19 protein-coding genes are annotated in these 22,173 nt (G+C 73.4%); 11 read left to right on the forward strand and 8 right to left on the reverse strand.

Features of this window, described 5'->3' with window-relative positions:
* The first annotated feature begins 152 nt into the window (after positions 1-152).
* The 5 genes from OIE49_RS33765 to OIE49_RS33785 all read left to right on the forward strand — a co-directional run bounded on the left by OIE49_RS33765 (position 153) and on the right by OIE49_RS33785 (position 5,913).
* Positions 153-1,367: a cytochrome P450 gene (locus OIE49_RS33765; protein ID WP_326805608.1), complete on the forward strand. Its 1,215-nt coding sequence runs from the start codon at positions 153-155 to the stop codon at positions 1,365-1,367.
* Positions 1,368-1,379: 12 nt separating this feature from the next.
* Positions 1,380-1,577: a ferredoxin gene (locus tag OIE49_RS33770; protein ID WP_100571373.1), complete on the forward strand. Its 198-nt coding sequence runs from the start codon at positions 1,380-1,382 to the stop codon at positions 1,575-1,577.
* Between the two features lie 128 nt (positions 1,578-1,705).
* Complete coding sequence (locus OIE49_RS33775; RefSeq protein WP_326805609.1) at positions 1,706-2,320, forward strand: flavoprotein; 615 nt, start codon at positions 1,706-1,708, stop codon at positions 2,318-2,320.
* A gap of 109 nt (positions 2,321-2,429) precedes the next feature.
* Complete coding sequence (locus OIE49_RS33780; protein ID WP_326805610.1) at positions 2,430-3,398, forward strand: aldo/keto reductase; 969 nt, start codon at positions 2,430-2,432, stop codon at positions 3,396-3,398.
* A gap of 280 nt (positions 3,399-3,678) precedes the next feature.
* Complete coding sequence (locus tag OIE49_RS33785) at positions 3,679-5,913, forward strand: RICIN domain-containing protein (protein WP_326805611.1); 2,235 nt, start codon at positions 3,679-3,681, stop codon at positions 5,911-5,913.
* 6 nt (positions 5,914-5,919) lie between these two features.
* On the opposite strand, the gene OIE49_RS33790 is transcribed toward OIE49_RS33785, so the two are convergent.
* The 4 genes from OIE49_RS33790 to OIE49_RS33805 form a co-directional block, all read right to left on the reverse strand.
* Positions 5,920-6,414: a universal stress protein gene (locus OIE49_RS33790; RefSeq protein WP_326805612.1), complete on the reverse strand. Its 495-nt coding sequence runs from the start codon at positions 6,412-6,414 to the stop codon at positions 5,920-5,922.
* A gap of 20 nt (positions 6,415-6,434) precedes the next feature.
* Positions 6,435-7,637, reverse strand: a complete 1,203-nt coding sequence (locus OIE49_RS33795) for an arsenic transporter (protein ID WP_442812331.1) — start codon at positions 7,635-7,637, stop codon at positions 6,435-6,437.
* Positions 7,638-7,779: 142 nt separating this feature from the next.
* The gene (locus OIE49_RS33800) at positions 7,780-8,514 is read right to left on the reverse strand and encodes a DUF4232 domain-containing protein (RefSeq protein ID WP_326805613.1); all 735 of its coding nucleotides are present in this window, start codon (positions 8,512-8,514) and stop codon (positions 7,780-7,782) included.
* A gap of 254 nt (positions 8,515-8,768) precedes the next feature.
* On the reverse strand, positions 8,769-10,133 hold the full coding sequence (locus tag OIE49_RS33805; RefSeq protein WP_326805614.1) for a serine/threonine-protein kinase: 1,365 nt from the start codon (positions 10,131-10,133) through the stop codon (positions 8,769-8,771).
* A gap of 46 nt (positions 10,134-10,179) precedes the next feature.
* On the opposite strand from OIE49_RS33805, the gene OIE49_RS33810 reads away from it, so the two are divergent.
* Complete coding sequence (locus OIE49_RS33810) at positions 10,180-10,731, forward strand: RNA polymerase sigma factor (RefSeq protein ID WP_326805615.1); 552 nt, start codon at positions 10,180-10,182, stop codon at positions 10,729-10,731.
* Between the two features lie 13 nt (positions 10,732-10,744).
* Here the strand turns inward: OIE49_RS33810 and OIE49_RS33815 are convergent, their stop codons facing one another.
* The gene (locus OIE49_RS33815) at positions 10,745-13,120 is read right to left on the reverse strand and encodes a SpoIIE family protein phosphatase (protein ID WP_326805616.1); all 2,376 of its coding nucleotides are present in this window, start codon (positions 13,118-13,120) and stop codon (positions 10,745-10,747) included.
* 217 nt (positions 13,121-13,337) lie between these two features.
* On the opposite strand from OIE49_RS33815, the gene OIE49_RS33820 reads away from it, so the two are divergent.
* The 4 genes from OIE49_RS33820 to OIE49_RS33835 all read left to right on the forward strand — a co-directional run bounded on the left by OIE49_RS33820 (position 13,338) and on the right by OIE49_RS33835 (position 18,274).
* Positions 13,338-15,587 carry a glycoside hydrolase family 9 protein gene (locus OIE49_RS33820; RefSeq protein WP_326805617.1) on the forward strand — a complete coding sequence of 750 codons (2,250 nt, stop codon included), beginning with the start codon at positions 13,338-13,340 and terminating at the stop codon, positions 15,585-15,587.
* A gap of 188 nt (positions 15,588-15,775) precedes the next feature.
* Entirely contained in the window at positions 15,776-16,021 is a 246-nt protein-coding gene (locus OIE49_RS33825) for a hypothetical protein (RefSeq protein WP_100571383.1), read from the forward strand.
* A 3-nt stretch (positions 16,022-16,024) separates the two neighbouring features.
* The gene (locus OIE49_RS33830) at positions 16,025-16,402 is read left to right on the forward strand and encodes a toxin Doc (protein WP_326805618.1); all 378 of its coding nucleotides are present in this window, start codon (positions 16,025-16,027) and stop codon (positions 16,400-16,402) included.
* 234 nt (positions 16,403-16,636) lie between these two features.
* Entirely contained in the window at positions 16,637-18,274 is a 1,638-nt protein-coding gene (locus tag OIE49_RS33835; protein ID WP_326805619.1) for an RICIN domain-containing protein, read from the forward strand.
* 155 nt (positions 18,275-18,429) lie between these two features.
* Here the strand turns inward: OIE49_RS33835 and OIE49_RS33840 are convergent, their stop codons facing one another.
* The 3 genes from OIE49_RS33840 to OIE49_RS33850 form a co-directional block, all read right to left on the reverse strand.
* Entirely contained in the window at positions 18,430-19,155 is a 726-nt protein-coding gene (locus tag OIE49_RS33840) for an alpha/beta fold hydrolase (protein ID WP_326805620.1), read from the reverse strand.
* A 92-nt stretch (positions 19,156-19,247) separates the two neighbouring features.
* Entirely contained in the window at positions 19,248-20,849 is a 1,602-nt protein-coding gene (locus tag OIE49_RS33845) for a purine-cytosine permease family protein (RefSeq protein ID WP_326805621.1), read from the reverse strand.
* 215 nt (positions 20,850-21,064) lie between these two features.
* Positions 21,065-21,631: a hypothetical protein gene (locus tag OIE49_RS33850; protein WP_326805622.1), complete on the reverse strand. Its 567-nt coding sequence runs from the start codon at positions 21,629-21,631 to the stop codon at positions 21,065-21,067.
* Positions 21,632-21,855: 224 nt separating this feature from the next.
* On the opposite strand from OIE49_RS33850, the gene OIE49_RS33855 reads away from it, so the two are divergent.
* Positions 21,856-22,083 (forward strand): hypothetical protein, encoded by a 228-nt coding sequence (locus tag OIE49_RS33855; RefSeq protein WP_326805623.1) that lies wholly within the window; start codon positions 21,856-21,858, stop codon positions 22,081-22,083.
* Positions 22,084-22,173 lie beyond the last annotated feature (90 nt).

Below are 22,173 nucleotides of genomic sequence, written 5' to 3' on the forward strand. Positions count from 1 at the left end.
GTTTCGGCGGCAACCGAATTACGATGCGGAATGGATGGTTCCCAGCCAGATCCCGCAGGTAGCCGATCTGGCCGAACTTGATGTCGTGCACTGGATGCCTCGGGCATCTAATGAAGATCGGCACGACGCATCCTTCGTCTGCGAGGTCTTCCATGACAGACACGACAGACCTGACCGAGCTGTCAGATCCCGTCTCCTTCCCCCAGGACCGGAGCTGCCCCTACCACCCGCCCACCGGGTACGACCCGCTGCGCACCGAACGGCCGCTCGCCCGCATCCGGCTCTACGACGGCCGCCCCGCCTGGCTCGTCACCGGCCACGCCGTCGCCCGTGACCTGCTGGTCGACCCCCGCCTGTCCACGGACCGCACCCGCACGGGCTTCCCGGCCACAACTCCCCGCTTCGCCGCGGTCCGCGACCGCAAGCCGGCGCTCCTCGGCGTCGACGACCCCAAGCACCGCACCCAGCGGCGGATGATGATCCCGAGCTTCACCCTCAGGCGCGCCACCGAGCTCAGGCCGCGCATCCAGGAGATCGTCGACGAACTGCTGGACGCGATGATCGCCCAGGGACCCCCGGCCGACCTGGTGCGTTCCTTCGCGCTGCCGGTGCCGTCCATGGTGATCTGCGCCCTGCTCGGCGTGCCCTACGCCGACCACGAGTTCTTCGAGGACCAGTCCAGGCGGCTGCTGCGCGGACCGGCGGCCGAGGACACGCAGGACGCCCGGGACCGGCTCGCCGCGTACCTGGAGGACCTGATCGACGAGAAGCGGCGCCGGCCCGGTGACGGCCTGCTGGACGAACTCGTCCAGCAGCGCCTGAACGAGGGCGAGCTCGACCGCGAGGAACTGACCGCGCTGGCGATGATCCTGCTGGTCGCGGGCCACGAGACCACCGCCAACATGATCTCCCTGGGCACCTACACGCTCCTGCTGCACCCCGAACGGCTGACCGAGCTGCGCGCCGACCCCGCGCTGCTGCCGGCCGCCGTCGAGGAACTGATGCGGATGCTGTCCATCGCGGACGGACTGCTGCGGCAGGCCACCGAGGACATCGAGATCGCCGGGACCACCATCAGGGCCGGGGACGGCGTGGTCTTCTCCACCTCCGTCATCAACCGCGACGAGGACGTCTACCCGGCCCCCGACACCCTCGACTTCCACCGCTCGACCCGCCACCACGTCGCCTTCGGTTTCGGAATCCACCAGTGCCTCGGCCAGAACCTCGCCCGCACCGAACTGGAGATCGCCCTGCGCACGCTCCTCGAACGGCTGCCCACGCTCCGGCTCGCCGCCCCACCGGAGGAAATCCCCTTCAAACCCGGCGACACCATCCAGGGGATGCTGGAACTCCCCGTCAGCTGGTAAGAGGCTGCCGTCATGCACATCGAGATCGACAAGGACCGCTGCATCGGCGCCGGACAGTGCGCCCTGACCGCCCCGGGTGTGTTCACCCAGGACGACGACGGCTTCAGTGACCTGTTGCCCGGCCGGGAGGACGGCGCCGGCGACCCGATGGTCCGGGAGGCCGCCAGGGCCTGCCCTGTGAGTGCCATCACGCTGTCCGAGGACGGGTAGGGGCCGAGCCGCGCCGCCCGCCGGTCCGCCGCCGCGGCGCCGTGCCGACGCGGCGGCCGGCCGGCCCGTCCGGTGCCCGTCGCGTCGCCCCGTGGCCCCGGCGGCGGCTGATTGACTAGGGTTCCCGGGTGAGCGAACAGGCCCAGAAGCCCTCCGGGGCGCCGCCCGCGAAGCACGCCGGGACGGCGCCCGGGAAACCCTTCCTCTACGTCGTCGTCTGCGCCGCCGGCATCGCCGAGGGCGTCAGCAAGCTGATCACCGCCGCGCAGGAGCGGGGCTGGGAGGTCGGTGTCATCGCGACCCCGGTCGCCATGGGCGGCTTCTTCGACACCGCCGCCGTCGAGGCGCAGACCCGCCGTCCCATACGGTCTGCCTGGCGCACGCCGGGCGACCCGCGCCCGTTCCCGCCGCCGGACGCCGTGGCCGTGGCGCCCGCCACCTTCAACACCCTCAACAAGTGGGCCGCCGGGATCGCCGACACCCTCGCCCTGGCCACCCTGTGCGAGACGTACGGCCTGGGCGTCCCGGTCGCGGTCCTGCCGTGCGTCTCCGACACCCTCGCCGCCCACCCCGCCTACCGGGACAGCCTCGTCCGCCTGCGCGGGATGGGGGTCCGCTTCGGTGAGCCGTTCTCCGGCGAGCCGGCGCCGGACGGCGGCCGCCCCGAGTTCGGCTGGGAACGGGTACTGGACCTGCTGGACACGCCCGTGGCGCGGACGCCCGCCGGCCGTCCCGGCCCGTGACCGGCGACCGCACCGAGGCACCCGGGACAACCGCACCCGGGACAACCGCACCAAGGACAACCGCACCAAGGACAACCGCACCAAGGAACCAACGACAGGAGCAGCAACGATGCAGTACGTGAAGCTCGGTTCGACGGGCCTCGAGGTGTCGCGGATCTGTCTGGGCTGCATGACCTACGGCGTGCCCGGCCGCGGTGCGCACGAGTGGACCCTCGACGAGGAGGCCTCGCGCCCGCTGATCCGGCAGGCGCTGGAGGCGGGGATCACCTTCTTCGACACGGCCAACGTCTACTCCGACGGCACGAGCGAGGAGATCGTCGGCCGCGCGCTGCGCGACTTCGCCCGCCGTGACGACGTCGTCCTCGCCACCAAGGTGCACGGCCGGATGCGGCCGGGGCCCAACGGCGCCGGACTCTCCCGTAAGGCGATCATGACGGAGATCGACCACAGCCTGCGCCGGCTGGGCACCGACTACGTCGACCTGTACCAGATCCACCGCTGGGACCCGCACACACCGGTCGAGGAGACCATGGAGGCGCTCCACGACCTGGTGAGGGCGGGCAAGGTCCGCTACATCGGGGGGAGTTCGATGGACGCGTGGCAGTTCTCCAAGGCCCAGTACACGGCCCTGCTGCACGGCTGGACCCGGTTCGTCTCCATGCAGAACCACTACAACCTGCTCTACCGCGAGGAGGAGCGGGAGATGCTTCCGCTGTGCGCGGACCAGGGCGTCGGCGTACTGCCGTGGAGCCCGCTGGCCCGCGGCCGCCTCACCCGGGACTGGGGCACCACCACCGAGCGCAGCGCCACCGACGCCTTCGGCGGCCGGCTCTACCCGGAGGGCGACCGCGGCATCGTCGAGGCCGTCACCCGCGTCGCCGGTGACCGCGGGGTGCCGCGCGCCCAGGTCGCCCTCGCCTGGCTGCTGCGTCAGGACACGGTCACGGCGCCGATCGTGGGCGCGTCCAGGCCGGAGCACCTGCGGGACGCGGTGGCCGCCGTCGAACTGGAGCTGAGCGACAAGGAGGCCGAGGAACTGGAGGGGCCCTACACGCCGCACGCCGTCAGCGGTCACTGAGGGCGGCAATTGCCGTGTGCATCGGGTAGTAATCGCATTCCATCCGCGGGAATTGACAATAGGTCAACTGGGTCCGCCGAGAGCGTTATGTACAAAACCGTGTGATCCCTTGTTGCTCGCCGCTGGCCTGTGCAAAGGTGTGGCCAGTCGGCGAGCAGGCCATGGTCCTCCCTCTGAGCGGGGGACGTTCGAGATGTCGCACGCCTTCTTCGGCACGGACTTTTGGTATGGACCAAGTCCGCGGTGTGTATGGAGGAATGCAGCCGTGAAAGACCCGGGCATGTCCAATTCCCCCGCGTCGCCCGCTCCGTTCGGTACCACGGACGAGCAGTTGAGTGCCGAACTCCGGAAGTGGACGGGCGCCTCGCCCGCACTGCTGCCCGTGGGTGAACTCCTCGACCGGCACTGGGAGTCGGCCTTCGCCTACGCACGGCTGTGCACCGACGGGTCCCATCCCGCGGGCATGCTCACCACGGCGGCCTTCACCCGGCTGTTCGGCCAGTCCCTGCGGCAGTCCGGTCCGACGGCCGCCTGGCGGCCCCAACTGCTCGTCACCGTGAGGCGGATCGCGGGGGAGTGGAGTACGGACCACCGCCGGGAGATGCTGCACCCCGAGCTGCGGGCCGCGGACGCCGAGGGGGACCGGATCGCCGCGCGGCTGCTGCCGCCGGGCGACCGGCGGCTGCTGTCGCGGGCGTTCCAGCGGCTGCCGCAGACGGCCCGCGCCCTGCTGTGGCACGCCGAGGTCGAGGCCGAGCCGCTCGCCGTGCCGGCCCGGCTGCTCGGCCTCGACGAGGAGGACGCGCGCCTCGAACTCGAGCGTGCCCGGGAGCGGTTGCGCGAGGAGTGCCTCCAGGTCCACCGCGAGGTCGCACCCCGGCAGGAGTGCCTGCTCTACCTGCGGCTGCTCGACGTGACCCACCGTCGCGGCGGCGTCCACGTCGACCCCGACCTGCGTACGCACCTGGCCGGCTGCACGCACTGCCGGCAGACCGCCGACCAACTGGCCCAGTTCAACAGAGACCTGGGCGCCGCGCTGGCCGAGGGCGTCCTCGGCTGGGGCGCGGCCGGCTACCGCGCGCAATGCCTGGCCGGCCCCCCGGCCCCGACGGAACCGGCCCCCGAGCGAACCGCGCCCACCGCAGGCGAGCCCTTCACACCGGCATCACCGAAGACACCCGGAGAGGAGGACCCTTTCGCCCCGAACCCGGCCGGCCCACCGGCGGCCGACGACGCGTACCGGGGGCGGCGACCCGGCGCGGCGGGCCAGGGCGGTGCCCTGGGCGCGAACCCGCCCTCCTCTGCCGGGTCCCGCGACCCCGAGTCCGTGTCGGGCGTACCAGCTGAGGGCGAACTGTTCGCGCCGCCGGAATCGTTCGGTCTGCCGGCGGCCGATCAGGCCTGCCCGCCGGCGCCCGGCGCCCTCCACGAGGCCCAGCCCACCCCGGGCGGGCACCTCGTCCCGGAGGCGACCGACGCCGTGCCCTTCGTGGCCCCTTCGTCCGCCGAGCCCTGGGGTTCCGGCCCGCCGACCATCACCCCGGCGCGCGGTCCGGGGGCCGGGCCGGGCGGGGAACCGGGCCCGGCGGAGCCCGGTGGCGCGGCAGCGGGACCGGGGGGCGGGACGGCCCGCCGGGGGCGGGTGGCGCGGAAGGCGGCGCGGCGGGTCGCGCGGCGGCGGAACGTGGCCATCGCCGTGGCGACGGTGAGCGGGCTGGTCGTACTGCCGTTCGCGCTGTGGGCGGTGCTCGGCTCCGGGGACGGGGCCCCCGCGCGCGCCGAGGGGCAGAAGCCCACCGAGCCGCCCGGCACCGGCGCTTCCGCCTCCGGACCGTCCTGGACCGGAGCCGGGACGGCGGCCAGGGGCACCCTGCGCGGACGGCTGCACAACGCCGCGTCCGGGCTGTGCGTCGGCCCCGTCGGCGAGAAGGCCGTCGAAGGCGCCGAGACCGAGCTGACGGCCTGCTCCTCGGCACCCGGCCAGCAATGGGTCTACGAGACCGACGGACTGCTGCGCAGCGGCGCCGCGCCCGCCCTGTGCCTGGACTCCCACCTCGGCTACTCGGTGCGGCTCGCCCCCTGCGTTGACGTCTCCCGGTCCGGCGCCAAGAACATCCGCTACGACTTCACCCTTCAGGGCACCCTCGTACCCCGCTTCGACCAGGACCTGGCCCTGACGCCCGCCGCCACCGACGGCGGCGGCGCCCTCGTGCTCAAGACCCGCGTGAAGGGCGACACCCAGCGCTGGGCGATGGACACCACCATGCCGGAACTCCAGATGGAGGTGGTCAACTGGGACCTGGACGGCGGCTCGTCGGCCGGACCCCCGGCCCCGGCACCCGGCCCGTCGGACTCGGCGGTACCGGGCACACCGGCAGGCGGCACGCCCCGGACCACCCCGCCGCCCCCGGCCGCCGACGCCGGCACACCCGCCGTGGGCGGCTGCTCCTCCCACGGCCACCCCTGCTCCTGGAACGACCCGGACCGGCACCGCCACCACGGCGGCGGCCGCTGAACGACGTCAGCGGTGGCGCGGCGGCGGGGGAGGGGGCATCGTCGTGAGGTCCGGGGCCGCCTCCGGCCACACCAGCAGCACCGCACAGGGCGCGTGGTCGACGGCGAACCGCGCCGCCGGGCCGAGACTGTGCGGGCCGAGCCGCGCGCGGTCGCCGTCGCGGGCGACCACCAGCAGGTCGGCGTCCTCCGCGGCCGCCACCACCTCGCGCTCCACCCGCCCGCGCCGCTCCATCAGGGTGCACGGCCGCCCGAGCCGGGCCGCCGCCGCCTCGAGGAGCTCGGCCGCCGACGTACCGCCGAGGTCCGTGAGCAGGTCGCCGGGGTCGCGTTCGGCTCGGCCGCGGCCGAGCAGCCCGGCGAAGGCCCCGTGCGCCACGGCGGGCACGTCCGGCCCGCTGACGTGCAGCAGGACGACGTCGGACGCGTGCGGAGCCTGGGTGCGTACGGCGTCCACGCAGGCGGGCCAGGTGCCCTCCACCAGCCAGGTGATCACACGCATCCGCTCGCCCTCCTACGCCCTCACAGAATCTGGAGTGCTCCCCACAGTGCCACCACCGCGGGCACCAGCGCGGCCGGCACGGCCAGCAGGCCCAGCCGGGTGAACTCCCTCAGGTTCACACCGTGTTCGTGCTGGTGCACGATCCGCCGCCACAGCAGGGTCGCCAGGGACCCGGCGTAGGTGAGGTTCGGGCCGATGTTGACGCCGAGCAGCACGGCGAGGACCGCCCCCGGTCCGGCCGGTGCGGTCAGCGGCAGCAGGACCAGCACCGCGGGCAGGTTGTTGATCAGGTTGGCGAGCACGGCGGCCACCGCGGCGACGGCGAGCAGCGCGGGCAGCCCCGTACCGCCGGGCAGGACGCGCCCGAGCGCCCCGGCGAGCCCGTTGTCGACCACCGCGCGGACCACGATGCCGAGGGCCAGTACGAAGGCGAGGAAGGCCGGTGCCGCGGCCCGCACCACGCTCAGCGCGGTCGCCCTGCGCCGCAGCAGCGCCCGCCCGGCCAGGACCAGCGCCCCCGCCAGCGCGGCCCACACCGGTGCCACGCCGAACGCGGAGGCCACGACGAACCCGGCGAGCGTGCAGGCCACGGTGACCAGGGGGAACAGCGGCAGTTCGGGCGGTTCACCGGTGGGCGGCGAGGGCACTGCGGCGACCAGGTCCCGGACGAAGAAGCGCCGGAACACCATGTACTCGGCGCCGATCGCGACCAGCCACGGCAGCGCCATCAGCGCCGCGAACCGGGTGAAGCTCAGCCCGCTCGCCGCGAACGCGAGCAGATTGGTGAGGTTGGAGACCGGCAGCAGCAGCGACGCGGTGTTGGACAGGTGCGTGCAGGCGTAGACGTGCGGTTTGGGCCGTACGCCGGTGCGGGCGGCGGTGGCGAACACGACCGGCGTCAGCAGCACGACCGTGGCGTCCAGGCTGAGCACGGCGGTGATGGCGGACGCCAGCGCGAACACGGAGGTCAGCAGCCGCACCGGGCGGCCGCGCGACCGGCGCGCCATCCACGCCCCGCAGGCTTGGAACAGCCCCTCCACGTCGCAGAAGTGGGCGAGCATCAGCACCGCGGCGAGGAACCCGACCACCGGCCCCAGCCGCTCCGCCTCCGCCCGTGCGTGGTCGAGGCCGATCGCGCCGGTGGCGACGGCGATCCCGGCGGCGGGCACGGCCATGACCGCCTCGGGCCAGCCGAACGGACGGACGACGGCCCAGGCGAGCACGGCGACGAGCAGGACGACCGAGAGTGCCTCGGCCAGCGGCGTGTTCAGAGCGGTGTTCCTCAGGACGTGACCGATGGTGCACGCCCATCAAAGCAAAGGACCGTGCCGTACCTTCACGCGAGAGCGCCGCGGACGGGCCGGGTCAGGGCTCGCTGCCGGGGCTGAAGACCGTCAGGAACACCGAGGAGGCGTTGCCGCCCACAGGCACCTGGCCGGCCGTCCACTTCACCGTGAGGTGGTCGCGTTCGTCGGGTGGCGTGACGATCAGCGACGCGGGCTTCGCCGTCCTCGCCCCACTCACTCCGGGGTTGGAGAAGGTCAGTCCCGCCCAGGCGCTCCGGCCGGGCTTCAGCGTCACCGTGGTGGGCGTGCCCGAGGACCGCTTCGGGTCCGGGCCGAGCTGCCTGCCGGAGGCGTCCACGAAGGCGGCGCCGGGATAGCCGCGCACGGTGCAGGTGCGGCCGGAGGTGTTCGTCAGGACGACCGGGAAGTTCTCCTGCCCGGCGCCCGGGTTCTCGCGGCCCACCGACGCCCTGAGTTCGGAGGTGTGGCAACGGGTGCTCGCGGCGGAGGCACCGGTGCCACCGGTGTGCCGGGCGGTGCCCGGGGCGGAGGTGGCCGTGCTCTTCGGGGGTGCGGCGCCGACGCTGGGAGCCGAGCTCGTGCCGGGTGCCGTGCCGGGTGCCGTGCCGGGTTCCGTACCGGGGGCCGTCCCGGCGGTGGTGTCGCCGGTCGCGGGCGCGGCGGTGCCGGACACCCTCTGCGGAGCGCCGCTCGCGCCGCTGCCGTGGCCGCAGGCGGTCAGCGGCAGGCCCAGTACGGCGACCGCACCGACGAGCAGGGCCGCCCGGCGGGCGGACGGGGACTTGTGCGCCATGTTCCACACTCCTGGGTCGCTCGCACGCGGTGACCGCGTGCCTCCGGCGCCGGGTGCGCCGTCATGAGTGTCCGATGCGCGGACCGGGCGAAAAGTTCGCGACCGTTCGCACCTCTTTTCCGGGACTTCTTCCCGTGTCCTTCTCCGGTGACTGCCGCCCGCGCGTCTCTCCCGGTGACTCTTCCCGCGCGGAGCCCGGGCGGCCCTCGCCCGAACGGGTCAAGCCGCGCTCGCCCGTACGAGGCCCTACGGGTTCACGTGACGCGCAGGGAGCGCAGTACGCCGTCGGTCGTGTCGCCGCCGCCGTGCTGGCGGATCTGCACGTACACCTGCGGCTGCCCGCCGCCCGCCGGGACCAGCGCGGTCTCCGTGAGCCGGCCGCCGCCGGGGCAGTCGCTCCAGGTCCGGACCCGGCCGTGCCACCGCCCGCCGGTGTAGGCGCGGGCGCCGTCGTAGTGGCAGTACGGATGGCCGAGCGCGTCGACGCGGGCGGTGACGTCGCCGTGCTCGCTCAGGCCGGCGAACACCCCGCTCACGTCGGCCCCGAGGTCCTGCCACCGGGACAGGTCGACGGCGACGGCGAGCCCCGGCTCGTGCCCGGCGGGCAGCCCCAGCGCCGCCGGGTCCCAGCCGGAGTCGCGCAGCTGGCGCCCCCAGCCGTCCGGCACCCGCACCGCGATCCGGCCCGTGGCGTCCTCGACGTCGACCCCGGACGCCGAGGACGACAGGTCCACCAGGGCGAAAACGGCCCCGACGACGGCGACGGTGGCCACGGCGGCGGCGAGCATCGCGGCCCTGGACCGCCCGCGCGGGCGGACGGCGGACGCCCGGGCCGAGGCCAGCCGGTCCAGTTCGTCCGCGAACGCCTCGGCGGTGGGCCAGCGCCGTTCGCGGTCCGGCTCCAGGGCCCGCGTCAGGGCCCGCGCGACGCCGGGGTCGAGGCCCGGCCGCAGCCGCTCGGGCCGTACCACCGCGCCGGGTTCGGCGGGCACAGTGCCGGTGACGAGCCGGTAGCCGACCGCGCCGAGGCCGTAGACGTCCGCCCGCGCGTCGATGCCCGCGCCGGGCCCGGCCTGCTCCGGCGGCCGGTACCCGGCCGAACCCGCCGCCAGCGTCAGCCCCGAGGCCTGCGCCAGGCTCTTGGCGAGGCCGAGGTCGGCGAGCAGCACCCGGCGGGTGCCGTCCGGCGCGGTGCGCAGCAGCACGTTGCTCGGCTTGACGTCCCGGTGCACGATGCCCGCCTCGTGCAGGGCGTGTGCGGAGCGGGCGGCCAGCGCGGTCAGCCGCAGGGCCTCGGGCACCGGCAGCGGGCCGGCGGCGAGCAGGTCGTCGAGGGTGCCGGCGTCGGCGTACTCCATGACGAAGTACGGTCTGCCGTCAGGGAGTTCGCCGATGTCGTAGACCTGAGCCACCCGGGACGAGCCGGCCCGGCGCAGCAGCCGTGCCTCGGTCAGGAACCGTTCGCGCACGTCGAGGCGGTGGGACCAGTTCTCGGCGAGCACCTTGACGGCCACGGGGGCCTCGAGCTCGTCGTCGTGGGCGAGCCACACCGTGCCGAAGGCGCCCGTGCCCAGGCGCCGTTCGAGCCGGTAGCGGCCGATCCGCTCGAGGGAGTGCATGCGACTATCATGCCTGCCGCGGGATCGACGCAAAGGGGGCCTTGTCGTGCAGAACGCCGCGCCGGTCGAAGACCTCGCCCGCCGTGCCGCCGCCGGTGACGGCGCCGCGCTGGAGGCCCTGCTCCAGCAGGTCCGGCCCGAGGTGGTCGGGCGTTGCGGGCGTTTCCTGCCCTGCCGCGAGGACGCCGAGGAGGCGGCGCAGGACGTACTGCTCCAGATCGCGCGCGGGATCACCTCCTTCGAGGGCCGCAGCCGCTTCAGTACCTGGCTCTACACGGTCGTCGCCAACTGCTGCCGCCAGAAGTACCGGGAGCTCAAGCGCCGCGCCGCCGAGCAGCCCGCGCGGATCGAGCCCGCGACGTACGCCGACCCGCGCACCACGAGCGTCATCGCGGGCTCCCGGGTGGACCTGCTGGAGGCGCTGGACCGGCTGGAGCGGGAGCACCCCCATCTGGTGGCGCCGCTGGTGTACCGGGACATCTGCCGGCTGGAGTACGCCGAGGCCGCCGAGCGGGCGGGCGTTGTGCTCGGCACGTTCAAGTCGCGGCTGCACGAGGCGCGCCGGCGGGTACGGCCCTGGCTGGCCGACGGATCCTGAGACCCGGCCGGGCTCACTCGTCGTCGAGCAGGCCCAGCTCGGCCCAGATCGTCTTGCCCTCGGCGGTGTGCCTGCTGCCCCACCTCCGGGTGAGCTGGGCGACCAGCAGCAGGCCGCGGCCGCCCTCGTCCCAGGTCTTGGCCCGGCGCAGATGCGGAGCAGTGTGGGTGGTGTCGGACACCTCGCAGGTCAGGTGCGCCTCGTCGTGGATGAGGCGGAGGCGTATGGGTGGGGTGCCGTACCGGATCGCGTTGGTGACCAGCTCGCTGACGACCAGTTCGGTGGTGAACGCCGCCTCGCTCAGACCCCAGTCGTCGAGCCGGTCGACGACCTGTTTGCGGACCGGGGCGACCAGCGACGGATCGGCGGGGATGTCCCAGGTCGCCACCTGGGAGGGCGGCAGGGCGCGGGTGCGGGCCAGCAGCAGCGCCGCGTCGTCGGAGGCGCTGCCCGCGGGCAGCAGGGTGCGCAGGACGCGGTCGCAGGCCTCCTCCAGGGAGCCGTCGCGGGCGGCCAGGGCCTCGCACAGCAGCCGGTGGCCGGCGTCGGTGTCCCGCTCGCGGCTCTCCACCAGCCCGTCGGTGTAGAAGCACAGCACACTGCCCTCGGCCAGCTGGAGCTCGACGCTCTCGAACGGCAGTCCGCCCAGGCCCAGGGGCGGTCCGGACGGCAGCTCGACCCGGCGGGGCGGGCCGTCCGGCGGGATCAGCATCGGCGGCGGGTGCCCGGCGCGGGCGAGCGTGCAGCGCCGGGAGACCGGGTCGTACACCGCGTACAGGCAGGTCGCGCCGACCTCGCCGGGCCGTCCCTCGGCCCCGGCCTCGGCGGACAGCCGGGCCACCACGTCGTCCAGATGGGTGAGCAGTTCGTCGGGGGCGAGGTCGATGTCGGCGAGGGTGCTCACGGCGGTGCGCAGCCGGCCCATGCTGGCCGAGGCCTGCACACCCTGCCCGAGGACGTCCCCGACGACCATGGCGACCCGGCTCCCGGACAGCGGGATCACGTCGAACCAGTCGCCGCCCACCCCGGCCCGGGCCGCCGGGAGGTAGCGGGAGGACGCCTCCACCGCGGCGGTGCGCGGCAGGCTGCGGGGCAGCAGGCTGCGCTGGAGGGCGAGGGCGGTCTCCCGTTCGCGGGAGTAGCGGCGGGCGTTGTCGATGCAGACGGCGGCGCGGGCCGTGACCTCCTCGGCCAGCAGCACGTCGTCGGGCATGAAGGGGGCGGGCTGCCGGAACCGGCTGAACACGGCGACCCCGAGGGTCACGCCCCTGGCCCGGATCGGCACGGACATCGCGGCGTGGACGCCGAGTTCCTGGGAGTGCAGGCGGCGCACCGGGTCCCAGGACAGCCACTTGTCGAGGTCGCCGGACTCCTTGGAGATCACCACGGAGTGGCTGGTCACCAGGGAGGCGCCCTGGGGCGAGGTGGCCGGGTACAGCTCGGTCCGCCCGGTGACGGCGAGCGCCTCGGGACTGCCCGCGTTGATGGAGGCGTGGGCGGCCCGGCGCAGCACGACCGGTGTCGTCACCGGTCCGGTGAGGGGTTCCCCGCCGTGCTCGGGCGGATCGAGCAGATCGACGCTGACGAAGTCCGCGAGGGCGGGGACGCAGACGTCGGCGAGTTCCTGCGCCGTCCGGGCGACGTCGAGGGTGGTGCCGACGCGCACGCTCGCCTCGTTGACCAGTTGGAGCCGTTCGCGCGCCCGGTACTGCTCGGTGAAGTCGTGCGCGGCGACGCACACCCCGCGCACCCGTCCCTGCCGGTCGGTGATCGGGGACATCCGGGCCAGCCAGGCGCTCACCTCTCCGTTGCCGCCTATCGGCACATACGTCCGCACGTCGTTGCCCCGGCCGGTGGCGAGGACCTGGTGCATGTGCCACTCGAAGTCCTCGCTCTGCCGGCGGCCGCCGATCTCGGAGATGCGCAGGCCCCTCAGCCGGTCGGCCGGCATCCCGACCACGTCCGCCATCGCGGCGTTCATACCGTGCAGCCGCAGCCGCTCGTCGTAGATCGCCACCGCGCAGGGCGACTGGATGAGTTCGGCCCGGGCCAGCGGGTCGTCGGGGTCCGGGGGGCCGCCGCCCTCCAGCGGGGTGACCAGAAGCCAGTTGCCGCCGTCCTCCGGGCGCCGGTGGTGGGCCAGGATCCAGACGGGCAGCGCGCGCCCGTCGCGGTGCCGCACGGTGAGCGTGCCGTTCCAGCGGGGCTCGTCGGGAAGGGCCACGACCGGGCCGTCGTCCAGCAGATTCGCCGCCCGCTCGCCCAGCACCTCCTCGGGCGCCCAGCCGAGTAGCCGGCGCGCGCCCTCGTTCCACTCGACGAGGACGCCGTGCTCGTCGACGACAGCCCGGGCTGTGGCCGCGTCGTCGAACGGATACACGGGGCTCATCGTCGCCACTCCATCGCGCACACTCACAGTTAACAGGTGCGTCACTTCCGTCCCAGCCTAGTGCGTACCGGCGCCGTACGGACGGCGACCCCCTGCCGGAGGCAATACGTCCCGTCAGGACCGTTGACGGATGTCATGGCTGCAACAAGCATGGTGCGTCCGCCCTTGGGAGCGCTCCCATGGGTGTGGTCCGTACCCTCCCCCGAGGAGCCCAGACGTGAAACGACGCAGAACCACCCTGCTGTCCGTGGCAGCCCTGCTCGCGGCGGCCCTCACCACCCTGCCGTCCGCCCCGCGGGCCCTGGCCGACGAGGTCGAGCAGGTCAGGAACGGCACCTTCGACACCACCACCGAGCCGTGGTGGACGACCAGCAACGTCACCGCGGGCCTCTCCGACGGCCGGCTGTGCGCCGACGTGCCCGGCGGCACCGCCAACCGCTGGGACGCCGCCGTCGGACAGAACGACATCACCCTGGTGAAGGGCGAGAGTTACCGCTTGTCGTTCTCGGCGACCGGCACCCCCGACGCGCACGTCGTGCGGGCGCTCGCGGGGCTCTCCGTGGCGCCGTACGACACCTGGTTCGAGGTGAGCCCGCAGCTGAGCGTCTCGGGCAACGTCTACTCCTACACCTTCACGTCCCCCGTGGACACCACCCAGGGTCAGGTCGCCTTCCAGCTCGGCGGCACCGCGGACCCCTGGCGCTTCTGCCTGGACGACGTGTCACTCCTCGGTGGGGTGGCGCCGGAGGTCTACGAGCCCGACACCGGGCCGCGGGTGAGGGTCAACCAGGTCGGCTATCTGCCCGGCGGCCCGAAGAACGCCACGCTGGTGACCGACGCCGGCGCCAAGCTGCCCTGGCGGCTGCGCGACGCCCGGGGGAAGGACGTGGCCCACGGCTGGAGCGCGCCGCGCGGCACGGACGTCTCCTCCGGGCAGAGGGTGCACTCGATCGACTTCGGCACCTACCGGGGGAGTGGCAAGGGCTTCACCCTGGTCGCCGACGGCGAGACCAGCCACCCGTTCGACATCGGCGACGGCGTCTACGACCGGCTCCGCCTGGACTCGCTGAAGTACTACTACACCCAGCGCAGCGGCATCCCGATCCGCGAGGACCTGCGGCGCGGCTACGGCCGCCAGGCCGGCCACCTGAACGCCGCCCCCAACCAGGGCGACACCAAGGTGCCCTGCCAACCGGGCCTCTGCGACTACACACTGGACGTCACCGGCGGCTGGTACGACGCCGGCGACCACGGCAAGTACGTCGTCAACGGCGGCATCACCACCTGGGGACTGCTGAGCACATACGAGCGCACCCTGCACGCGCGCACCGCCCGGCCCGCGAGCCTCGGTGACCGGACGCTCGCCCTCCCGGAGAGCGGGAACAGGGTGCCCGACATCCTGGACGAGGCCCGCTGGGAGCTGGAGTTCCTGCTGAGGATGCAGGTGCCCGCCGGGCAGCCGCTGGCCGGCATGGCGCACAGCAAGGTCCACGACGAGCAGTGGACGGGGCTGCCGCTGCTGCCCAGTCAGGACCCGCAGAAGCGCGAACTGCACCGGCCGACCACCCAGGCGACCCTGAACCTGGCGGCGACCGCCGCGCAGGCCGCCCGCCTCTACGAGCCCTACGACCGCGCCTTCGCGGCGAAGGCCCTGCGGGCCGCGCGCACGGCCTGGTCCGCCGCGCTCGCCCACCCCGCCGTGTACCCCGACCCGGACGACGGCATCGGTGGCGGCGCGTACCCCGACGACAACGCCACCGACGAGTTCTACTGGGCGGCCGCCGAGCTGTACCTGACCACCGGTGAGCGGCAGTTCGCCGACTACGTGACCAAGTCGCCCCTGCACACGGCCGACATCTTCGGGAACGTCAGCTTCGACTGGGCCGCCACCGCGGTGCCCGCCCGCCTCGACCTCGCCACCGTCCCGAGCAGGCTGCCCGGCCGGGAGAAGGTGCGCCAGTCGGTGATCAAGGGCGCCGGCAAGTACCTGGCCACACTGAAGGCGCAGCCCTACGGCATGCCGTACGCGCCCGCCGGCAACATGTACGACTGGGGCTCCAACAGCCAGATCCTCAACAACGCCCGTGTCCTCGCCGCCGCCTACGACCTCGACGGTGCCACGAAGTTCCGCGACGGCGCGGTGCAGAGCATGGACTACATCCTGGGCCGCAACGCCCTCAACATCTCCTACGTCACCGGCTACGGCACGGTCAGCTCCCACAACCAGCACAGCCGCTGGTACGCCCACGAGCTCGAGCCGAGCCTGCCGAACCCGCCGAGGGGCACCGTCTCCGGCGGGGCCAACTCCAGCATCCAGGACCCGTACGCGCAGGGCAAACTCCAGGGCTGCGTCGGCCAGTTCTGCTACATCGACGACATCGAGTCCTGGTCGACGAACGAGACGGCCATCAACTGGAACGCGGCGCTGGCCTGGATGGCCTCCTTCGCGGCGGACCAGGGCCACTAGGGGCTGTTCCGGCCACCCACCCCGGACGCGGGTGAGCGGGCCGGACCACCAGGAGGAACGCCGCCGCGCCCCCCAGTGGCGCGGCGGCGCTGCCCCCTACGGCTGCGGACCCGCCCTCGGTACCACTGTCTCATCGCTGTGACCAGCGGGTATTTACGGGAAAGTACCCGCGCGGTACCGTGTGGACCATGCCAGCTCTCAATGTGGAGTTCAGCGACCGCGAGCTCGAGGACCTGCGCCAGATCGCCAAGGAACGCGGCACGTCGATGAAGGCACTCGTGCGCGAGGCCGCCGCCGCGGACATAGCCCGGCACCGGGCCCTCCAGGAGGGTGCCGAGGCCTTCCGGCGGTTCTTCACCGCACACGCGGACGAGTTCGCGACGGCCTTTCCCGAGGACGAGACGGCCACGAAGGGCGAGGGGCGGGCAGCCTGACCGATGACCCCCGTCATCCACATCGACGTGCCCTGGCTGCTCCAGCGACACGAGGAAGTCCTGCCGGACCAGCCCGCGGTGGACGACTTCTCGGCCCTGGTGGCCGCCGTCGCCCGCCACCGCGTCGACCCGCCGCGTCTCGGCGTCGACTCCGACCCCGCCTGGCGGGCCGCCGCCCTGCTGCACACCCTCGCCCTGCTCAAACCCCTGCCGTCGGCCAACGCCCGCTTCGCCTGCGCGACGGCCGTGGCCTACATGTACGTCAGCGGCGTCGGCATCGACCCGCCCTACGGCGCCCTCGTCGACCTCACCCGCGACCTGATGTCCGGCAAGACCGACGTCTACGGCGCCGCCGACCGCCTGCGCTCCTGGGAGATCTGACAGCCCTTGCCGCATGCCCCCGGTGACGTCCCGCTTCCTGAATTTCCGTCAATGATGCCCGTGTTGTCTGCATGTCTTGTTGCGCGTCAATGAGCTGTGCAAGGCTGAGCGGTCCGTGCGTGGGCAAGGGCCGGTTCTGAAGAGACAGTTGGGGAGTCGAGCCGAATCGTCCGCCGGCCGTGTGCCAGACCCGCGGGCCCGCTCCACACCGGTACGTACCAAAGGAAGTCTTTCGTGCCCACCCCCCACCCCTCTCGTCCCCCCAGCCCGCCGCCCGGCTGGGTCCCCGGGGAGCCCGACGAATCCATCGCCGCCCGGCTCGCCGGCAGCACCGACGAAGAAGTCGCCCACTGCGTCGCCCTGCTGATCGCGCGCCACTGGCAACCCGTCCACGACTACGCGGTGATCTGCCTCGCCTCGTCGGCGCCCCTCGCGGCCATGGTGACCTCGGCCGCCTTCCATCAGGTCTTCGACCGGCTGACCGTGGGCGAGCCCGGCGTCGCGCTGCGCCCCCGGCTGCTGCTGACCGTGCGGGACACGGTCCGGCTGTGGGCCGCCGAGGACCGTATATCCGCCGCGCTGCCCGAGCTGCACAAACCCGCCGGCGGCCGGGGCATGCGGGCCGCCGCGTCCCTGGTCCCGGACAACCGCCGGCTTGCCCAGCGGTCCTTCGAGAACCTTGTCCCGGCCGCTCGGTGCCTGCTGTGGCACACCGAGGTCGAGGCCGAACCGCTCGATGTCCCGGCCGGGTTGCTGGGCATGGACGAGGAAACCACCTTCCGCACGCTGGAAGAGGCCCGGGACAAGTTCCGCGAGGGCTGCCTGCGCGCCCACCGCGAACTCGCGACGGGCGACGACTGCCGGTATTACAACCGGTTGCTGGAGGCACCGATCCGCCGCGGCGGCGGCCTGCTGCCGGACGTCAAGCGGCACATGGACGAATGCCGCTACTGCCGGGACGCCGCCGCGCAGCTCGGCCTGCTGGAGAACGCGCCGGGCGTGCTGCTCGCCGAGGCGGTGCTCGGCTGGGGCGCCCGCCGATACTACGACTCCCGTCCGGGCCGCGCCGGACAGACCCCGCGCACGAAGGGCTCCGGCCGGCACGGTGGAAGACGGCCGGGCGGCGGCGGCCGTGGCTGGCCGCTGTCCCGGTTCGCCGCGCAGGGCCGCCGGGCCTCCGGCGGCCCGCGGTCGTCCCGGGCGCTGCGCACCGGCCTCGGCCTCGTCTCCGCCTCACTGCTCGCGACCGTGCTCGGCGTCAGCCTGTGGTCGCACGGTGACGGCACCGCCCCGGCCGCGTCCACCGGCGCGCGGGACACGGCGCACGGCACCGACCCCGGCACCCCGCCCGACGGTTCCGCGACGCCCCGCTTCACCGTGCCGTCCCCGTCGGCCGACGAGATCCGGCTGCGCAACGTCGCGGCCGGACTGTGCCTGGCCGTCCGGGACGAGCCGAAGGCCGGGGCCGCCACCGAACTGGCCGAGTGCTCCTCGGCCTGGAACCAGCGGTGGACGCTGGAGGCCGACGGGCTGCTGAGCAGCGTCGCCGCCCCCGGCCTGTGCCTGGACTCGCACGCGGACGCGGGCGTGGTCGTCCTCGGCACCTGCGCCAAGGCCGGTGACGAGCGGGGCCCCGACGTGCGCTACGGCATCAGCGCGCAGGGGGAGTTGCTGCCCCGCTGGGGCGAAGGACTCGCGCTCACCACCGCCGCGGCGCAGGCGGAGGCGGACATCGTCGTCAAGGTCGACGACGGCACCGCCGCGCAGCGCTGGTCGGCCGAGCCCGTATCGGTGACTCCGGGACCGCTCTCGGTCGCCGGGACGAGCGCCCCGCCCACTCACCGGCCCACACCACCGGACGTCACGGCGTAATCCGGGGCGACCGCCGCCGGTGCCCGACGCGTCGGCCCAGCACGGAAGGCTTCCAGCGCCGCACATCTCGCCGGGCTGGAAGCCGCCCGTGAGCGGGGTCGGGAGCCTCGCTGAGTGGTTGCGTGCACCCGACCGTACTGGCCGGTCGGCAGCGCTCAGCAGCCCCCGGAGCGGACCGTCCGGTCGTCGTTCCGGGCCGCGGCCTTGACCAGGAGCGCGGCCAGTTCTCGGGGCCGGGAGAACATCGGCCAGTGGCCGGTGTCCATCTCCACCAGATTCCAGCGCTCGCTCCTGAGTGCCTCGGCCACGGCGGGCATCGGCTCGGGCCCGTCCAGCAGGCACTTGACGTACGTCGCAGGCAGCTCGCCGACCGGGTGCCGCAGCACGGCCGGCTCGGTGAGCGTGGCGCCGGGGTGCGGTGTGCCCTCGGTGACGATGCGGTGGATCTGCTCGTCGGTCAGTTCCTGGCCGGCGTAGTCGTCCAGGGGCAGCGGCGGCCAGAAGCCGCCGTGCGCGTCGAGCGCACGGCGGACGTCGTCGCTGTCGAAACCCGACAGGAACGGCCGGCCGTCGACCGGCACGTTGGAGTCCACGAACACCACGCGCCGCAGTCTGCCGCCGATCCGCTCGGCCGCCTGGCCGACCGGGATGCCCGAGTAGCTGTGCCCGACCAGGACCACGTCCCGCAGGTCGCGGCGCTCCACGTGGCCGACGATGTCCTGGACGTGGGTCTGCTGCCCGGCCGGCAGATCCTTCTTCTCGGCGAGACCGCTGAGGCTGAGGGCGTGCACGTCGTGCCCGGCCTCGCGCACGCCGGGCAGCACCTCGTCCCACGCCCAGGCACCCAGCCAGGCGCCCGCCACCAATACGAAGTGAGTCATGTCCACCAACGTATCCCCGGGGTGTGACAACGCCCCGCGCACCGAGCGCCGTAGGTCCGGGAGGGCGGCGGCGCGCCGCCCTCCCGGACCGGTCAGCCGGCCTTCGCGGGCACCGCCGCCGCGCCGCCGTCCGGCGCGCCCGGTCCGGTGACCGGTGGCACCGGGACGTCGACGGCACGCACCAGCCACGGGCCCTCGGGACCGTAGACCGCCCGGGGCTCCGGGAACAGCCACAGCAGCGCGAGGAACAGCACCGCGGCCGACGCCAGCGACAGCGGCAGGCTGATGTCGACGCCGTTCGCCACGTCGCCCAGGGGGCCGACGAACTGCCCGGGGATGTTGGTGAACAGCACCCCGATCAGCGCCGACACCCACCAGGCGGTCAGTCCGCGCCAGTTCCAGCCGTGGGTGAACCAGTAACGCCCGCCGCGCTGACGGCGGTTGAAGACCTGGAGCGCGTCCGGGTCGTACCAGCCGCGGCGGGTCCAGAAGCCGAGCATCATCACGACCATCCACGGCGTGGTGCAGGTGACGATCATCGTGGCGAACGTGGAGATCGACTGCACCAGGTTCAGCGCGAACCGCCCGATGAAGATGAACGCGAAGGCCAGCAGACCCACCAGCACCGTCGCCCGCACCCGGGACAGCCACGGGACCACCGAGGCGAAGTCGAGGCCGGTGCCGTACAGGGAGGTCGTGCCGGTCGACATGCCGCCGATCAGCGCGAGCAGGCACACCGGCAGGAAGAACCAGCTCGGCGAGATCGCGAGCAGTCCGCCCACGAAGTCCGGAGCGTCGGCGTCGACGTACGAGGGGGCCTTGGTGGCGATGATGCTCGCCGTCGCCAGACCGAAGACGAACGGCAGCAGGGTGGCGATCTGCGCCAGGAACGCGGCACCGACCACGCGGCGGCGCGGGGCGTCGGCCGGGATGTAGCGCGACCAGTCGCCGAGGAACGCGCCGAACGACACCGGGTTGGACAGCACGATCAGAGCCGCGCCGATGAACGACGGCCAGAACATGGACCGCGTGGCCGCGTCCGCCGAGGCGGTGAACACCCCGGCGTACCCCGGGTCGAAGTCGCCGGCGAACGCGATCGCGCCGAGCAGGAACAGCACGCTCGCGGAGGTCACCGCGATCTTGTTGACGAACAGCATGAAGCGGAAGCCGTAGACGCACACCACGAGGACCAGCGCGGCGAACACCGCGTAGGCGACCGCGTACGACGCGGTGCCGCGCGGCAGCCCGAAGAGCCGGTGCGCGCCGCCGACCAGGGCGTCGCCGGAGCTCCACACCGAGATGGAGAAGAACGCGGTGGCGGTCAGCAGCGACAGGAACGAGCCGACCACCCGGCCGTGGACACCCAGGTGTGCCGAGGAGGAGACGGCGTTGTTGGTGCCGTTGACGGGGCCGAACACCGCCATCGGACACAGGATCAGCGCGCCCGCGACGACCCCGAGGAGGGTGGCCGCCAGGCCCTGCCAGAAGGAGAGGCCGAACAGGATCGGGAAGGCGCCCAGGACACAGGTGGAGAAGGTGTTCGCGCCGCCGAAGGCGATGCGGAACAGGTCCAGGGGCCGGGCGGAGCGGTCGGCGTCGGGGATGCGTTCGATGCCGTGGGTCTCGACCTCGGTGAGGGACGGCGCGGCGGGGGAGGGGGCAGGCGGGGCCTGCGGTGACTGTTGCGGGGACATGGGGGCTCCATCGGAGGACGGCGGTGGAGCGCCTGGTGGCGCGGCGGGTGGACGGGTGCTCGCCGGCGCGGGGTGTGCGGCGGGAAGATCACCGTTCTCGGGGGTCCGCTGACGCTAAGACGCCGCGCCCGGACCACACCAGAGGACGGTTCATCCATCTTTCCCGCCCCCGCTGGACGAATCCTCCATCCTCCGCTCACCCCTCCACCCTCCGTTCACCCCTCCGCGTCGTGAGCGTCCTCGTCGTGGGTGCCCTCGGGCCGGGCGTCGGGCCCCTGTGCCCGGACCCGCTGCACGTGTTCCAGCGACGCGCGAAGTTCGCCGAGCCACTCGTCGGTGTGCCGCTGGACCAGGCGCACGCACCAGGCGAGGGCGTCACTGCGGCTACGGGCGACGCCGCCCGCGATCAGGGTGTCGAGGACCTGGCGCTCGGGCTGGCGCAGCCGCGTCATGACGGGCGCGGCGACATGCGTGAACAGGGCGCGCCGCCCGTCGCACTCCACGCCCCAGGACACCTTCCGGCCGAACCGGTGCTCGCCCTCGCGGGCCACCGCCATCCGGTCCTCGCGGGTGCGCTCCCGGAACTCCCGCACCCGGCCCTCGACGGCCGCCTCCCGCTCCGCGAACCCGGCGTCCCCGGCGAGCCGGGGTGCGGGAATCCGGCCGATGACGGTGATCTCCTCGCGGTCCACCGCCACTTCGACCAGTTCCTCGAACAGATCGTCCGGCAGCCGGCCGGCGAACCAGCCGCGCACTTTCTCCAGCTGCTCTGTCGTAATCATGTAATGACCATTACGCGACGCGACCTTGAACACAAGGGGTCACGGACCAGTCCGCCGAGAGCGGAACAGGACTGTTTCAGGACGATTGGCGGACATTGGGAAACAGGCCATTCGGCCGGATCCGATGATCGTCGGGCCCGTGGGCAAAGGGCTGTCGCGGCGGCGTTCCGTGACTTCACGCCACTGATTCAATACGCAAGGTTACCGAAACCCGCGGGTTCGACGTGAGTTTCCGTCGCGGACTCGGCAGACTCCCGCACGCCGCCCCGGCATCGACCGAGCCCGGACCGGCACCCGACGACTTCCGGCGGAAGGAAGCGCACGATGCGGAACGCCGCACGCTGGGCAGCGACTCGCGGCCTGACGGCCCCGACGCCTTCCGGCACGGCAAGCGCACCTACTGCAACGAGTGCGTGAAGAACGCCTCGGTGACGAGCGTCTTCGCGTTCTGAGAGCCGGAATCGCGCGTCCCACGCGCACCTGGAGGTCCCGTGGCTGGGGAGCGCGGGGCCTGCGGCGGGGACGGGGCGATTCCGCACCAG

Origin of the sequence: Streptomyces sp. NBC_01788, assembly GCF_035917575.1 — a bacterium.
GTDB lineage: Bacteria > Actinomycetota > Actinomycetes > Streptomycetales > Streptomycetaceae > Streptomyces.